Consider the following 15016-nt stretch of genomic DNA (forward strand, 5'->3'; position numbering starts at 1 on the left):
ACCGCTTGCCGCGCGGGACTCCGGCCGGGTGCCGGGGCCGCGCGCCCGAGCGGTCCGGGGCTTGCGGACCGGTATGACGGGCGCGGTGTCACGCGCCGTCCGCGCGCCGGCGTACGACTGTCCACGACCGGCGGACGACCGGCGTACGGCTGGAGGCGAGGCGGGCCCGCTGCGCCGGGACGTCGGAGGAGGGGCCGCCTGCGACCGGTGCGGGCGGGCCCGCCGTGCGGCCGGTGTCCGGCCACGCGGCGGCCCCGCCCGCGGCCCGCGTCAGGCCAGGGTCACCAGCTCCCGGTACTCCTCGCTCCACAGGTCCTCGTCCGCGTCCGGGAGCAGCAGCACCCGGTCCGGGCGCAGGGCGTCGACGGCGCCCTCGTCGTGGGTGACCATGACGAGCGCTCCGGGGTAGGTGGCCACCGCGGCCAGGACCTCGGCGCGGGAGGCAGGGTCGAGGTTGTTGGTGGGCTCGTCCAGGAGGAGCACGTTCGCGCCCGAGTGGACGAGCCCCGCCAGGGCGAGCCGGGTCTTCTCGCCCCCGGAGAGCACCCCGACCCGCTTGTCGGTGTCGTCGCCGGTGAACAGGAACGAGCCGAGCACCCGCCGCACCTCGCCGTCACCGAGATGCGGCGCGGACGCGGCGAGGTGGTCGCGGACCGTACCGGCGGGGTCCAGCGTGTCGTGTTCCTGTGCGAAGTAGCCGAGGCGCAGCCCGTGCCCGCGCACCACGCGCCCGCTGTCCGGATCGTCGTGACCGGCGAGCAGTCGCAGCAGGGTGGTCTTGCCCGAGCCGTTCGGCCCGAGGATCACCAGCCGGCTGCCCCGGTCGACGGCGAGGTCGACGCCCCCGAGGACGCGCAGATCGCCGTACGACTTGGCCAGCGCGACCGCGCCGAGCGGCATCCGTCCGCACGGGGCCGGTTCGGGCAGCCGGATCCGGGCCACCTTCTCCGTCCGCCGGACCGGTTCGAGCCCGGCGAGCAGACGGTCGGCGCGGCGGTCCATGTTCCGGGCGGCCACGGACGTCGCCACGTGCGAGCGCATCTTGTCGGCCTGGGCGTGCAGCGCCGCCGCCTTCCGCTCGGCGTTCGCCCGTTCCCGGTCCCGCCGTCGCTCGTCGGCGTCGCGCTGGGCGAGGTAGGCCGCCCAGCCGGTGTTGTGGATGTCGAGCGTGGCGCGGTGCGGGTCCAGATGGAAGACGCGGTTGACCACGTCGGCCAGCAGGGAGGTGTCGTGGCTGATGAGGACGAGCCCCGCCCGACGGCTCGCCAGGAACCCGCGCAGCCAGACGACCGAGTCGGCGTCCAGATGGTTCGTCGGCTCGTCGAGGAGCAGGACGCCGTCGTCGGCGAACAGGATGCGGGCCAGTTCGACGCGCCGCCGCTGCCCGCCGGACAGGGTGCCGATCGGCTGGTCCAGCACCCGGGCCGGCAGACCGAGACCGGCGGCGACCCGGGCCGCCTCGGCCTCGGCCGCGTACCCGCCACGCGCCTGGAACTCGGCCTCGGCGCGCGCGTAGGCGTTCATCGCACGCTCGGATCCGTCGGCCATCGCGGTCTCCGCCGCCCGCAGGGCCCGTACGGCACGGTCGAGACCCCGGGCCGACAGGATCCGGGCGGTGACCGTCACCGCGGGGTCGGCCGCGGCCGGGTCCTGCGCGAGGTGACCGACGGACCCGGTACGGGAGACGGAACCGGCGGCGGGACGCTGCAGCCCCGCGAGGATGCTCAGCAGGGTGGTCTTGCCGGCGCCGTTACGGCCGACCAGGCCGACACGGTCGCCGGAGGAGACGGTGAAGGAGATGCCGGAGAGCAGCAGACGGGCGCCGGCGCGCACGTCGGCACCGCGAACGGTGATCATGGGAAAACGCTCCAGAAGTCAATCGGCTCAGGACACACGGGTGGCGTGGAAGCGGGTCCTGGAGCTAAGAGACGCGGGGCGTAGACATGCCCGCAGGCTAGCGGAGCCGGGGGCGGGGCGCCTCCGAATTACCGGCCGGGCGGACCTGGGGGCCTTCCCGGCCGGGTGCCGCGCCGAGCGGGGCCGAGTCCGAGGCCGGGGCCGCGGTCGAGCCCGGACTCGGGCGTCAGCCGGGCAGGGTGAAGCCCAGGAATTCGGCCGCCCGTTCCGGTGTCGGCTGGGACCAGAGTTCCGCCGTCGCCTGGTTCGAGGACAGCGAGCGCAGCTCCGCGCGGTCGAGGTAGAGCATGCCGTCCAGGTGGTCCGTCTCGTGCTGGACGATGCGGGCGGGCCAGCCGCTGAACACCTCGTCGACAGCGCGTCCGTGTTCGTCGAGCGCCTTCAGGCGTACCTCCGCGTGCCGGGCCACCACCGCCTGCCAGCCCGGAACGCTGAGGCACCCCTCGAAGAACGCCGCCCGCCCCGGACCGATCCCGTCGTACGACGGATTGACCAGCACCCGGAACGGCTGAGGCACCCGCCCGCGTACGAGACGCACCTCGTCCGAGACCGGCGCCGGGTCCTCGATGACGGCGATCCGCAGCGGCACGCCGACCTGGGGCGCGGCGAGGCCGACGCCCGGTGCCGCGTGCATCGTGGCGCGCAGGGCGGCGACGAACCGGGCCAGCAGGTCCGGGTCCAGTTGCCCGTCGAACGGCTCCGTGCCCCGGCGCAGCACGGGGTCACCGGCCGCGACGATCGGCAACGGACCCTCGTGACCGAGGAGTTCTTCGACCAGGTCGCTCAGGGCGATGCGCGGGACGCTGCGGTCAGGTTCGGATGCCATCCCGCCAGGATGCCAAGCCGGACCGGGGCGATCGAGGCGGCGCGGGCGGAGCCCTGTGTCTTTCCGCACTCTGATGCGGCGTCACTCGTGGGACGTACGAACCATCTTGTTCCAAAAGAGGCGCGCTGTGCGGTGAAGGTGAGTGTGAGAGTGTGTTCGACGCAGTATTCGGTGACGATCCGTGGTTCCTGCCGGCCCTTGCCGTCGCCGGGATCGTGGTCGGCGTCCTCGCGTGGCGTGGAGCACGCCTGAGACGTGGCCGGCACGCCGGTTGGTACGCGCCGCTCGGGTTCTTCGTCACGGGCGTCGTGGGGGTGACGCTGGCGCTCCGGGCCGGCGGGACCGGGAGCGTGCGCGAGTGTGTGATCAACCACCAGATCACCGAGCCGCTGCACACCACCCAGGGTCTGTGGAATCTCGCCATGTGCATTCCGCTGGGCCTGTTCGGCATCCTCGCGCTGCGCCGTGTCCTGCCCGTGCTCGCGGGGGTCGTGCTGCTGCCCTGCGTGATCGAACTCGCCCAGGCCGTCGCTCCCTTCGTCTCGGGGATCTGCGACAGCGCGGACGTGGAGATGAACGTGGCGGGTGGGGTGATCGGTCTCGCGGTGGGCATCGCCGTTGTCCGGGGCCGTGTCGCCCGGTCGGCCTGGGCTCGTCCCGTCGCGCTGGTGAGCGCGCTCGTCGCGGTCATGGGGATCGTCTGCACCGAGACGCTGGTGACACTCGACCACGTGGACGGATCCACCGTCCGCGATGCGTCGGACAGCGAGATGCGTGAGGCCGGACGGGTCGTCCGGCAGGCGTTCGGGGATCATTACCGCATCGGGCACACCCAGGTCAGCCCCGGGCTCGACGGTTACAACGGGTGGATGGACATCAGTCTCGGTGGCGCGACGTACGCGGAGTTGATGTGGCCCGGAGCTCGTCGACTCGCTGTTCGGTTCGACGACTCCAGCCGGCCCGACCCGGATGCCTTTCCCGTGTCCGGCGCGCGCACCCCGCACGACGCACGCGATGCCTACCTGATCGCCGACAGGTACATGCGTGCCCACTATCCCTGGGCTGCCGCCGCCTCCCACCGCACCGGTGCCGTCGGCGAGAAGGCCGGGACGGGCTGGATCACGAGGTGGCGTTTCACCAGCCACGGCGTGGTGATGCCGCGCAGCCTCGACGTGCAGATCGACCGGGTGGGCCGGGTGTCCCGGCTCTCGGTCGACTTCGGGCCGAAGCGGGTGCCCGTGCCCGGCAAGCTCATCGGGGCGGGCGAAGCGGAGCGACTGGTCAGACGCCGGGTCCACGCGAGCGCCGCTGATCCGGTTCATGTCCAGGTGCTCAAGGCCGACCAGCTCAAGCGGCACGGCGACCCCTATCGCATCTGGTGGGTCCTCTCCGTTTCCGACGAGGCGTGCGAACAGGATCCGGAGTGTGCGCCGGGCGGGATGCTGGTGGACGCAGTCACCGGCGAAACATTCGTCATCTGACGGCCCCTGATGCCGTGCCGGGCGACGCCTCTCGGGGTGTGCGGCTCCCGTGACCGCGAGCGCGTCACCCGGGCCCCGGAGGGGATCCGCCCGACGCGGCGATCGCCGGGTGGGCCGGACGGACGTGAAAGGGCCGGCCACGTCCGTGGCCGGCCCTTTCGACGGAGCCCCGGACCCGAGATCGTCGCGGTCGGGTCCGCGATCATCGGTTCCGGACCGGATCAAACCTCCTGGAACTCGCCCCCGAGTGCGGACGCGATCCGCAGGTGGGACGCCGCCTCGTCGGGGCGGCCGAGGCGCTGGAGGGTGCGGCCCAGCATCAGGCGGGCGTAGTGCTCGACCGGGTCGCGCTCCACGATGGTGCGCAACTCGGTCTCGGCTCGGCGCAGTTGGGCCGAGTGGTAGTAGGAGCGCGCCAGCAGCAGCCGGGGTCCGGTCTGCTCCGGCACCTCCTCGACCAGTCCGCCCAGGACGCGCGCCGCCGCGGCGTAGTCCTTGGCCTCGAAGAACATCCGCCCCCGCTCCCAGCGCTCCGCGGCCGTCCCGTGGTCGTAGTACGTCATGTCCACCGCTGACCTCCTTCGACGGGCCACAACCAGGGGGATTGGTTGAATATTCCACAAGCGGTCGGGTGGGTGGGGTGCGGCTCCGGGGTGCCCGGCCGCGCCCCGCGCCGTTTACGCCTCGGCGAGTTCCGCGTCGGCCCGCTCCGTCACCAGGGCCAGCACGCGCCCGGCGGCGGCCAGGTCCTCGGCCGGGATTCCGGCGTACACCCGGGCCGCGATCGCGTCGCCCGCGGCGCGGATCGACGCGAACAGCTCCCGGCCGGCGTTCGTCAGGGACACCTGCCCGGGCGTCGGCTTCGCCAGGAGTCCTCGGGCCGTCAGCTCCTCGACGGTTCGCAGGGCCGCCGACCCGTCGATCTTCAGACCGGCGGTGAGCCGGTCGGCGACCCGCGCCCGCTCGGCGGTCCCGCCGTTGTCGGACACGGCCCGCAGGGCCACCGACTGCTCGAAGGTGGTGCCGCTGCGGGCCAGCACCCGCTCCAGGGCTGCGCGGCTCGCGTAGTGGGCGAGGCCGATGACCTGGCCGTTGACAGGGGGAACAGGGGTACTCATGACCACTCCTCGGGTGGAACCTCTTCGGAAGGATCGGAAGGTGGTGAAGCCTCGCCGGACCGCGGCGCGGCTCCGGTGTGCGGATCGAGCGGTACGTCGAGCAGGACGGCCAGCTCGCGGCTGAACGCCCGTGTGCGCTGGCCGCCGAGCCCGCCCAGGGGTTCGAGCAGCTGCTCCAGCAGGCCCTGGACCACGGTGATGGCGCGGAGGGTGACCGTGCGCCCCTCGTCGGTGAGGGTCAGCCGCACCGCCCGGGGGTCCGCCGGATCCCGGGCGCGGTCGAGAAGGCCGGCCGCCTCCAGGGAGCGAGCCAGTTTCGAGACGTAGAGCGGCTCGAGGCCGGTGTGGTCGGCGAGTCGGCGCTGGCTGGGGTGCTCCCCGGCCCGGTGCATGCTGTACAGCGACGCCACCAGCGAGTACTGCGCGTGCGTCAGGCCCAGCGGGCCCACGGCCCGGTCCACCGCGACACGCCACTTCATCGACAGGCGCCAGACGAGGAACCCGGGCGTCGCGTTCTCGGTGACCGACTTCGCTGAACTCATGCAAGAAACAGTACATGGCTACTATGTACATGGCTACTGTTTCCGCGAGCCGCGAGCCGCGAGCCGCGAGCCGCGAGCCGCGAGCCGCGAGCCGCGAGCCGCGAGCCGCGAGCCGCGAGCTACGAGCCGCGAGCCGCGAGCTACGACTTCGGCTCGACCCCGAACGGCCCGGCCGTGGCGCACGGGTCCGGCGGCCGGGCGACCCGGCCGCCACGCCGGTTCTGAGCCAAGTGCCCCCCAATGGGCGGATCGATGGACTGACGAGAGGCCTCCGGCGGGGCTAGGTTGTGCGCCATGAGCAATCTTGATCGGGAGTCGGTTCCCGCCCCCTGCGGCGGCCGCGGGTTCGTGGTGGCCGAGCCGGTGCGCGAACTCCTCAGCCCCCGGCGGGTCAAGCTCGGTGAGTCGACCGAGGTCCGCCGTCTGCTGCCCAACCTGGGCCGGCGCATGGTCGGCGCGTGGTGCTTCGTCGATCACTACGGGCCCGACGACATCGCCGACGAGCCCGGCATGCAGGTCCCGCCGCACCCGCACATGGGCCTGCAGACCGTGAGCTGGCTGCACGAGGGCGAGGTACTGCACCGCGACTCCACGGGCAGCCTGCAGACGATCCGCCCCCGCGAACTCGGCCTCATGACCTCGGGCCGCGCCATCAGCCACTCCGAGGAGAGCCCCCGCGCCCACTCCCGGCTGCTGCACGGTGCCCAGCTCTGGGTCGCGCTGCCGGACAGCCACCGGCACACCGACCCGCACTTCGAACACCACGCCGAACTGCCCGTCGTCACCGCTCCCGGCCTGCGGGCCACGCTCCTGCTGGGCACGCTCGACGGCACGGCCTCGCCCGGTACGACGTACACACCGATCGTCGGCGCCGACCTCGCCCTGACCAGCGGCGCGGACGTACGCCTGCCGCTGGAGCCCGACTTCGAGTACGCCGTCCTCGTCATGTCCGGCGAGGCCCAGGTCGACGGCGTACCGGTGCTCCCCGGCTCCATGCTCTACCTCGGCTGCGGCCGTACCGAGCTCCCGCTGCGCGCCACGAGCGACGCCGGGCTCATGCTGCTGGGCGGTGAGCCGTTCGACGAGGAGCTGATCATGTGGTGGAACTTCATCGGCCGCACCCAGGAGGAGATCGAACAGGCCCGCGAGGACTGGGCCAAGGGTGCGCGCTTCGGCGAGGTGAAGGGGTACGACGGGGCGCCGCTGTCCGCCCCGGAACTGCCGCCGCTGCCGCTGAAGCCGCGCGGAAGGGTGCGCTGACCGGGCCGGAACGGGCCGGACCTTGAACGCTGAGCGGAGACGCCGTCTGCCCCGGCCCGGGGCGGGCCGAGGCAGACGGCGGGGGTCCTGCGTGTCCGGTCAGAGGCCCGGGGCCGCGTCCACCGGGCCGTTCTGGACGTCGCGCCGGGACAGGGCCAGGTAGGCGACGAAGCCGACGATGGCGACGGTCCAGGAGGCGGTGACCGGGCCGAGGCCGAGCCCGAGACCGCCGCGGGCGTGGCCGAGCGCCATCCAGTCGGCGACCGACGCGCCGAGCGGGCGCGTGATGACGTACGCGGTCCAGAACGCGGCGACCGCGTTCAGGGCGCCCCACCTGTGGGCGATGGCCGGGACCGCGATGGCGACGGCGTACAGGACGGCCGAGCCCAGGTAGCCGAGGCCGATCGTGGCGGAGAGGTCTCCGGCCGCGGTGCCGAGCGCGAACGTGGCGAGCACGGTGGCCCAGTAGAAGACCTCGCGGCGGCGGGTGCGGATGCTGTGGATGGAGAGCGTGCGCTCACTGGCGTACCAGACGGCGAACACGGCGCCCAGCACGACCAGGAAGAGCGGCGTGGAGATCAGGTACGGAACGCCGAGGCCGACATGGAGGATGTCGGCGGCCATCGTGCCGAACACGCTCACCATGACGACCGCGGTCCAGTAGATCCAGGCGACGTAGCGGCGTACGGCGAACTGGAGCACCAGGGAGGCCGCGAAGGCCAGGCCGCCGAGCCCCACGGCGGGAATCGGCCCGAGCACGTGGGCCAGGAAGTCGGAGGCCGTCTCACCCATGCCGGTGGTCAAAACCTTGATCACCCAGAAGTACAGGGTGACTTCCGGGACCTTGCTCGCCAGGACGGCGGCGGACGTGACGGGCGGGGAGTGACGGGTGACGTGCTCGGTGCTCATGCGCGGCACCATGACACGCCCGACCCCCCGCGTCACAGAGGGCTTTGCCATGGCTTGGACGCTTCTGGAGCAGGACTTGCCAAGAGCCGCGCCGAGCCTGAACGCAACCTGAACGGCCCGACGGAATGCCTGGTCGGCGCCATGATCGCGATGATACGAAGGGGGGTCATGGACGGCCTGCCGGCCGTGCTCTCACCCCTCGCCCAGCAGCACCACCTCCAGCGTGCGCGGACCGTGCACCCCCTCCACCCGGTCCAGCTCGATGTCGCTGGTGGCGGACGGGCCGGAGATCCAGGTCAGCGGGCGCGCCGGGTCCAGGCGTTCCAGTGCCTGGGGGACGGACGCCACCACCTGGCCGGGGACCCGGACGACACAGATGTGGTGGTCCGGGATCAGGGTGATCCGGCGGCGGCCCTGGTCCGGGCCGCCGTCGAGGACGATCGTGCCGGTCTCGGCGACGGCGACGGCGCAGCCGGTCACCACGCTCTCCACCTCGTCGAGTTCGCGGGGCGTGCTCGCGGCCCGGTCGTGGACCCGGGCGGGATCCGCCGCCGACATCCACGCGGGCGGGAGTCCCGGGGGCACGAGCACGCGCCGGGATCTGCGTGCGGCGAGCAACCGCATGACGACGTACGGCAGTTCGTCCTCGGTGGCGCGGTGCACGATCGCCCGGTAGTCCGCCAGGTTCTCCGCGAGCAGGTCCACCGTCTCCGCGACGGTCCGCGTACCGTGCTCGCGCAGATACCTCCGGCCGACGGCCTGCTCGTACCCGGGGTCCCGCTCGGGGAGCGTGCCGTCGTCCCGGGGAACGTCCGCGAGGGCCCGGCGCACCCGGCCGAGGACCAGATCCCTGCTGCTCACTTCGTCATGTCCTTTCCGCCCCGCGTGCGCTGCCACCACACACGGAACGACTCCGCGGGAACCACGGGCAGTTCACGGGTCCCGCTCCACGCCCTGCCGGGGCCCGGCAGGGTCCGCGGGTGGAAGCGCCGGGTCCCCGACGCCAGCCGCTGACCGGCACGCAGGGCGCCGGGGCGCCCGAACGCCCAGCGCGCCGCGCGCATCGCCGCCCGCTCGGCGGCGTGTCCCCTGGCCGGCCTCAGTACGACCGTGTTGCCGTCCCGGGTCGCCCGCCCGCCCTGGGCGATCCTCTCCCGCAGGTGGACGAGGACCTCCGGGATGTCGATGGCGACCGGGCACACCTCGTAGCAGGCGCCGCACAGCGAGGAGGCGTACGGCAGGGAGGCATCGATCTCGCTCCCGGTTCCCCGGAGTTGGGGACTGAGGATCGCGCCGATCGGGCCCGGGTAGACCGAGCCGTAGGCGTGTCCGCCCGCCCGCTCGTACACCGGGCATACGTTGAGACACGCCGAGCAGCGGATGCAGCGCAGCGCCTGGCGTCCGACCTCGTCGGCGAGCGTGTCGGTGCGCCCGTTGTCCAGCAGGACCAGATGGAAGGTCCGGGGCCCGTCCCCGTCCGTGGTGCCCGTCCACATCGAGGTGTACGGGTTCATGCGCTCGGCCGTCGAGGAGCGGGGCAGGGTCTGGAGGAACACCTCCAGGTCCCGCCAGGTCGGGACGATCTTCTCGATGCCGACGACCGAGATCAGGGTCTCGGGGAGCGTCAGGCACATCCGGCCGTTGCCCTCGGACTCGACGACCACGAGGGTGCCGGTCTCGGCGACCATGAAGTTGGCGCCGGAGATGCCGACCCTGGCGCGCAGGAACTTCTCGCGCAGATGCAGGCGCGCCGCCTCCGCCAGTTCGGCGGGCGTGTCGGTGAGTCCCTCGGGTGCCGCCCGGCCCCAGGCGCCCATCTCGCGGACGAAGATGTCCCGGATCTCGCCGCGGTTGCGGTGGATCGCCGGGACGAGGATGTGCGACGGCCGGTCCTTTCCCAACTGCACGATGAGCTCGGCGAGATCGGTCTCGTACGCGTGGACGCCCGCGGTCTCCAGCGCCTCGTTGAGCCCGATCTCCTGCGTGGCCATCGACTTGACCTTGACGACCTCGCTCTCGCCGGTCGCCCTGACCAGCTCCGTGACGATGCGGTTGGCCTCCTCGGCGTCGGCGGCCCAGTGCACGACGCCACCGGCGGCGGTCACCGACTCCTCCAACTGCACGAGATACCGGTCGAGATGACGGAGTGTGTGGTCCTTGATGCGCTTGCCCGCCTCACGCAGTTCCGCCCAGTCGGACACCTCGGCGACGGCTTTGGCGCGCTTGGCGCGGATGGTGTGGGTGGCGTGGCGCAGATTCCCGCGCAGGGTCGCGTCGTTGACCGCCTCGTGCGCCGCCTTCGGGAAGGCCGGCATACCGACGAACGTTCCGCTCATGCCTTCGGCTCCTCTGCCGTGCTCGCCAGGATCTCCGCGATGTGCACGGGCCGCATCCGCGTCCTGAGGCGGGCCATCGTGCCGCCGATGTGCATCAGGCACGAGTTGTCCGCGGCGCACAGCACCTCGGCACCCGTCGACTCGGCGCCTCGCACCTTGTCGGCGCCCATCGCCGCGGAGACGTCGGCGTTCTTGAGGGCGAAGGTGCCGCCGAAGCCGCAGCACTCCTCGGCGCCGGGCAGCTCCCGCAGCTCAAGTCCCCTGACGGCCTGGAGCAGTAGGCGCGGCCGGTCGCCCAGTCCCAGACCGCGCAGCCCGTGACAGGTGGGGTGGTAGGTCACCGTGTGCGGGTAGTACGCGCCGACGTCCGTCACACCGAGGACGTCGACCAGGAACTCGGTCAGCTCGTACGTCCTCGGCACGACCGGTGCCAGGGTCCGGGCCAGCGTGTCACCGCGTCCCTCCGCGCGGGCCCGTTCACCCATCCGCGGATACAGCTCCCGCACCATCGCCCCGCACGATCCGGACGGCGTCACGATCGCCTCGTACTCCCCGAACACCTCGGCGAAACGCCGGGCGAGCGGTTCGGCCTCGTGACGGTAGCCGGTGTTGTAGTGGGCCTGGCCGCAACAGGTCTGCCCCATAGGGAAGTCGACCTCGACGCCCAGTCGCGTCAGCAGGTCCACCACGGCACGGCCGGTGTCCGGATACAGCGTGTCGTTGACACAGGTCAGGAACAGGGCGACACGCATCGCGGCTCCTCGGGGTCGGTCGTGGACGGTTGCAGGGTACGTGGCGGGCGCGCCCCGGGAAGGAGGCGCGCGCCCGCCGTCCGGGCGGTGCGCCACACCGCGTGCTCCACTGCGGACGGATTCGCTACGGACAGGTTCACTGCGAACGGGTCCACGTCGGACAGGTCCACTGCGAACGGGTCCACGTCGGACGGGTTCTCGGATCGCGTCGCGCCGGGTGCTTCACGGTGTGCCGAGCCTCGCCTCGGCCGCGCGCCACGGCGCCGTGCCGCCCCGCGGTTCGTAGCGGCGGAGCGGCTGGGTGCGCGCGACCAGTGCGCGCATCTCGGCACGGTCGCCGACCAGCCCGTCCGCCCGTGCCTGGACGAGGACGTTGCCGAGCGCGGCCGCCTCCGCCGGACCCGCGACGACCGGCAGTCCGCAGGCGTCGGCGGTGAGCCGGCACAGCAACTCGTTGCGGGTGCCGCCGCCGACGATGTGCACGACGTCGACCGGACGGCCGGCCAGGGACTGGGCCTGCTCGATCGCGCGTCGGTGTGCGAGTGCGAGGGAGTCGAGGATGCAGCGGGTGATCTCGGCGCGGGACTCGGGCACCGGCTGCCCCGTGGCGCGGCAGGCGTCCGCGATCCGCGACGGCATCCGGCCCGGCGCGAGGAACGCCGCGTCGCCCGCGTCCACGACGGACCGCAGCGGCGCCACCTCGGCGGCGGCCGTGAGGAGTTCACCCAGATCGGGGTGGCCCCACTCCCGTACGCACTCCTGGAGCAGCCACAGGCCCATGATGTTGCGCAGATAGCGGACCGTGCCGTCCAGGCCCAGTTCGTTGGTGAAGTTGGCGGCCCGGCTCGCCTCGGTGAGGACGGGAGCGTCCAGTTCCAGGCCCGCCAGGGACCAGGTGCCGGTGCAGATGTAGGCGAACCGCTCTCCGGTCGCGGGAACGGCGGCCACCGCGGAGGCCGTGTCGTGCGAGCCGACCGTCGTCACGGACACCGGGCCGGTCGTCCCGGTCTCCTCCAGCACCCGCGGCAGCAGGGTTCCGGCCGGGTCGCCGGGCCGGCGCAGCGGCGGGAACAGCCCCAGGTCGATCCCGAGCCGCTCCGCGAGGCCGTACGACCAGTCGCGGGTCCTCGGATCGATCAGCTGTGTGGTGGAGGCGTTCGTGAGCTCGGTGCCCAGTTCACCCGTGAGCCAGTACGCCAGCAGATCAGGGACCAGCAACAGATGTCTGGCAGAGGCGAGTTGGGTAGAACCGCGGGCCGCCGTCAGCTGGTACAGGGTGTTGAAGGGCGCGTACTGGAGCCCCGTGGCCGCGTACAGCTCGGCGGCGGGCACACTCGACCACACCTTCTCCGCAATACCCTCGGTGCGGGCGTCGCGGTAGTGCACCGGGTTGCCGAGCAGCGCTCCGTCCGCGTCCAGCAGGCCGTAGTCCACCGCCCAGCTGTCGATGCCGACGGAGTCGACCTGCCCCGCCGCGCGCAGTCCGTCGAGGACACCCGCGTACAGCCCGAGGACGTCCCAGCGCAGTCCCTCGGGGACGCGGACCGGCCGGTTCGGGAAGCGGTGCGCCTCGGTCAGGCCGAGCGTGTCCGGGCCGACGCGGCCGACCATGACGCGCCCGCTGGACGCGCCGAGGTCGACGGCGGCGTAGGTGCGCACCGGGGCGGTGCGCGCGGGTGAGGTGCGCGCGGCGGAGGGGTTCGGGTGGCTCATCGGCGTCATCGCAGGAAAGCGGCGGCCACGCCGGCGTCGACCGGGATGTGCAGACCCGTCGTGTGCGTCAGGTCCCCGCCCGTCAGGGCGAACACGGCACCCGCGACGTGCTCCGGCAGCACCTCGCGCTTGAGGATGGTCCGCCGGGCGTAGAACTCGCCGAGCTTCTCCTCCTCGATGCCGTACGTCGCCGCCCGCTGCGCGCCCCAGCCGCCCGCGAAGATGCCCGACCCGCGCACGACGCCGTCCGGGTTGACCCCGTTGACCCGGATGCCGTGCTCACCCAACTCCGCTGCCAGCAGACGTACTTGGTGAGCCTGGTCGGCCTTGGTCGCGGAGTAGGCGATGTTGTTCGGGCCCGCGAACACCGCGTTCTTGGACGCGATGTAGACGATGTCGCCGCCCAGCTTCTGCGTGATCATGACCCGGGCCGCCTCGCGCGAGACGAGGAAGGAGCCGCGCGCCATGATGTCGTGCTGGAGGTCCCAGTCCCTCGCGGTGGTCTCCAGCAGCGGCTTGGAGATGGAGATGCCCGCGTTGTTGACCACCAGGTCGACACCGCCGAAGGCCAGTACCGCGGCCCGGAAGGCCTCGGCGATCTGTTCCTCGGAGGTGACGTCCACGCCGACGGCGACGGCCTTGTCGGGACCGCCGAGTTCGGCGGCCACCCGCTCGGCGCCCTCGGCGTTCAGGTCCGCGACGACGACGCACGCGCCCTCGGCCACCAGCCGTTCCGCGACAGCCCGGCCGATCCCGCTGCCCGCACCCGTGACCAGGGCGACGCGGGTGGCGAGGGGCTTGGGCTTCGGCATCCGCCGGAGCTTGGCCTCCTCCAGGGCCCAGTACTCGATGCGGAACTTCTCCGTCTCCTCGATCGGCGCGTACGTCGAGACGGCCTCGGCCCCGCGCATCACGTTGATGGCGTTGACGTAGAACTCGCCCGCCACCCGTGCCGTCTGCTTGTCCTTGCCGAAGGAGAACATGCCGACGCCGGGGACCAGCACGATCGCCGGGTCCGCGCCGCGCATCGCGGGGGAGTCGGGCAGCGCGTGCCGCTCGTAGTAGGCGGCGTACTCCACGCGGTACTCGGCGTGCAGCTCCCCGAGGCGGGCGACCGCTTCGTCGAGGGAGGCGGCCGGCGGAAGGTCGAGCACGAGCGGCCTGACCTTGGTGCGCAGGAAGTGGTCCGGGCACGAGGTGCCGAGGGCCGCGAGCCGTCCGTGTCCGGCGCGGGAGAGGAAGTCGAGCACCTCGTCGGAGTCGGTGAAGTGGCCCACCTGCGGGCGGTCCTGGGAGGCGACGGCCCGGACGTGAGGGGCCAGCGCGGCGGCCCGCTCACGGCGCTCCCGCGGGGCGAGAGCCTCGTACCCCTGGACGACCGGCCCGAACGGCTCCGCCTTCCCTCGTTCGGCGAGGAAGGCCTCGGCGGTGCGGATGACGTACAGCGAGTTGCGCTCGCACTCCTCGGCGGTGGCGCCCCACGCGGTGATGCCGTGGCCGCCCAGGACACAGCCGACGGCCTGCGGGTTGGCCTCCTTGACCGCCGCGATGTCCAGCCCCAGCTGGAATCCGGGCCGGCGCCAGGGGACCCACACGACACGGTCGCCGAAGCACTCGGCGGTCAGCTTCTCCCCGTCGGCCGCGCAGGCGAGCGCGATCCCCGAGTCGGGGTGCAGATGGTCGACGTGCGGGGCGTCGACGAGCCCGTGCATCGCCGTGTCGATGGACGGCGCGGCGCCGCCCTTTCCGTGCAGGCAGTAGTCGAACGCGGCGACCATCTCGTCCTCGCGCTCGACACCCGGGTACACCGCGGTCATCGCCCGCAGCCGGTCGAGCCGCAGCACCGCGAGTCCGCCCTCGGTGAGGGTGCCGAGGTCCCCGCCGGACCCCTTCACCCACATCAGCTCCACGTCACCGCCGGTCACGGGGTCGGTGTCGGTGCCCTTCGCGGAGGCGTTGCCGCCCGCGTAGTTGGTGTTGCGGGGATCCGCGCCGAGCCGGTGGGACCGGGCCAGCAGAGCGGCGGCTTCGGGATGGGGTGCCATGTTCCAGGTCCTTTGAAAGAGAGAGGGGGAGGAGTGCCCCGTAAGGGGCGCGGGGAACTGCGCGACCGGCCCCGACGGGACACGCGGCCCGCGTACCACCGCGTGGGGCAGACGCGG

13 protein-coding genes are annotated in these 15016 nt (G+C 72.6%); 2 read left to right on the forward strand and 11 right to left on the reverse strand.

Annotated elements, in window-relative coordinates:
• Positions 1 to 270: 270 nt before the first annotated feature.
• Both ACH4S8_RS01570 and ACH4S8_RS01575 read right to left on the reverse strand, forming a co-directional pair.
• Complete coding sequence (locus tag ACH4S8_RS01570; RefSeq protein WP_398389819.1) at positions 271 to 1857, reverse strand: ABC-F family ATP-binding cassette domain-containing protein; 1587 nt, start codon at positions 1855 to 1857, stop codon at positions 271 to 273.
• Positions 1858 to 2083: 226 nt separating this feature from the next.
• Positions 2084 to 2743 (reverse strand): peptide deformylase, encoded by a 660-nt coding sequence (locus ACH4S8_RS01575; protein WP_398389821.1) that lies wholly within the window; start codon positions 2741 to 2743, stop codon positions 2084 to 2086.
• Between the two features lie 152 nt (positions 2744 to 2895).
• Between ACH4S8_RS01575 and ACH4S8_RS01580 the strand changes: the two genes are divergently transcribed.
• The gene (locus ACH4S8_RS01580) at positions 2896 to 4224 is read left to right on the forward strand and encodes a VanZ family protein (RefSeq protein ID WP_398389823.1); all 1329 of its coding nucleotides are present in this window, start codon (positions 2896 to 2898) and stop codon (positions 4222 to 4224) included.
• A 221-nt stretch (positions 4225 to 4445) separates the two neighbouring features.
• Here ACH4S8_RS01580 and ACH4S8_RS01585 read toward each other — a convergent pair whose 3' ends face one another.
• From ACH4S8_RS01585 to ACH4S8_RS01595, 3 genes are all read right to left on the reverse strand, one after another.
• Positions 4446 to 4793, reverse strand: a complete 348-nt coding sequence (locus ACH4S8_RS01585; RefSeq protein WP_398389824.1) for a tetratricopeptide repeat protein — start codon at positions 4791 to 4793, stop codon at positions 4446 to 4448.
• Positions 4794 to 4901: 108 nt separating this feature from the next.
• On the reverse strand, positions 4902 to 5342 hold the full coding sequence (locus ACH4S8_RS01590; protein WP_398389826.1) for a MarR family winged helix-turn-helix transcriptional regulator: 441 nt from the start codon (positions 5340 to 5342) through the stop codon (positions 4902 to 4904).
• Entirely contained in the window at positions 5339 to 5884 is a 546-nt protein-coding gene (locus ACH4S8_RS01595) for a MarR family winged helix-turn-helix transcriptional regulator (protein WP_398389827.1), read from the reverse strand. The genes ACH4S8_RS01590 and ACH4S8_RS01595 overlap by 4 nt, the downstream gene beginning before the upstream one ends.
• A gap of 294 nt (positions 5885 to 6178) precedes the next feature.
• Between ACH4S8_RS01595 and ACH4S8_RS01600 the strand changes: the two genes are divergently transcribed.
• The gene (locus tag ACH4S8_RS01600; RefSeq protein WP_398389828.1) at positions 6179 to 7144 is read left to right on the forward strand and encodes a pirin family protein; all 966 of its coding nucleotides are present in this window, start codon (positions 6179 to 6181) and stop codon (positions 7142 to 7144) included.
• Between the two features lie 99 nt (positions 7145 to 7243).
• On the opposite strand, the gene ACH4S8_RS01605 is transcribed toward ACH4S8_RS01600, so the two are convergent.
• From ACH4S8_RS01605 to ACH4S8_RS01630, 6 genes are all read right to left on the reverse strand, one after another.
• Entirely contained in the window at positions 7244 to 8053 is an 810-nt protein-coding gene (locus ACH4S8_RS01605) for a hypothetical protein (protein ID WP_398389829.1), read from the reverse strand.
• Between the two features lie 192 nt (positions 8054 to 8245).
• Entirely contained in the window at positions 8246 to 8914 is a 669-nt protein-coding gene (locus ACH4S8_RS01610) for a lactate utilization protein C (protein ID WP_398389830.1), read from the reverse strand.
• A complete protein-coding gene (locus ACH4S8_RS01615) occupies positions 8911 to 10389 on the reverse strand; it encodes a LutB/LldF family L-lactate oxidation iron-sulfur protein (protein WP_398389831.1) in 1479 nt (492 codons plus the stop codon). Before ACH4S8_RS01615 ends, ACH4S8_RS01610 begins: the two co-directional genes overlap by 4 nt.
• Entirely contained in the window at positions 10386 to 11141 is a 756-nt protein-coding gene (locus ACH4S8_RS01620; protein ID WP_398389833.1) for a (Fe-S)-binding protein, read from the reverse strand. The genes ACH4S8_RS01615 and ACH4S8_RS01620 overlap by 4 nt, the downstream gene beginning before the upstream one ends.
• A gap of 222 nt (positions 11142 to 11363) precedes the next feature.
• Complete coding sequence (locus ACH4S8_RS01625) at positions 11364 to 12854, reverse strand: rhamnulokinase family protein (protein WP_398389835.1); 1491 nt, start codon at positions 12852 to 12854, stop codon at positions 11364 to 11366.
• A 5-nt stretch (positions 12855 to 12859) separates the two neighbouring features.
• Positions 12860 to 14899 (reverse strand): bifunctional aldolase/short-chain dehydrogenase, encoded by a 2040-nt coding sequence (locus ACH4S8_RS01630; protein ID WP_398389837.1) that lies wholly within the window; start codon positions 14897 to 14899, stop codon positions 12860 to 12862.
• Positions 14900 to 15016 lie beyond the last annotated feature (117 nt).

The sequence above is a fragment of the Streptomyces sp. NPDC021080 genome, assembly GCF_044333225.1.
Taxonomy (GTDB): Bacteria; Actinomycetota; Actinomycetes; order Streptomycetales; family Streptomycetaceae; genus Streptomyces.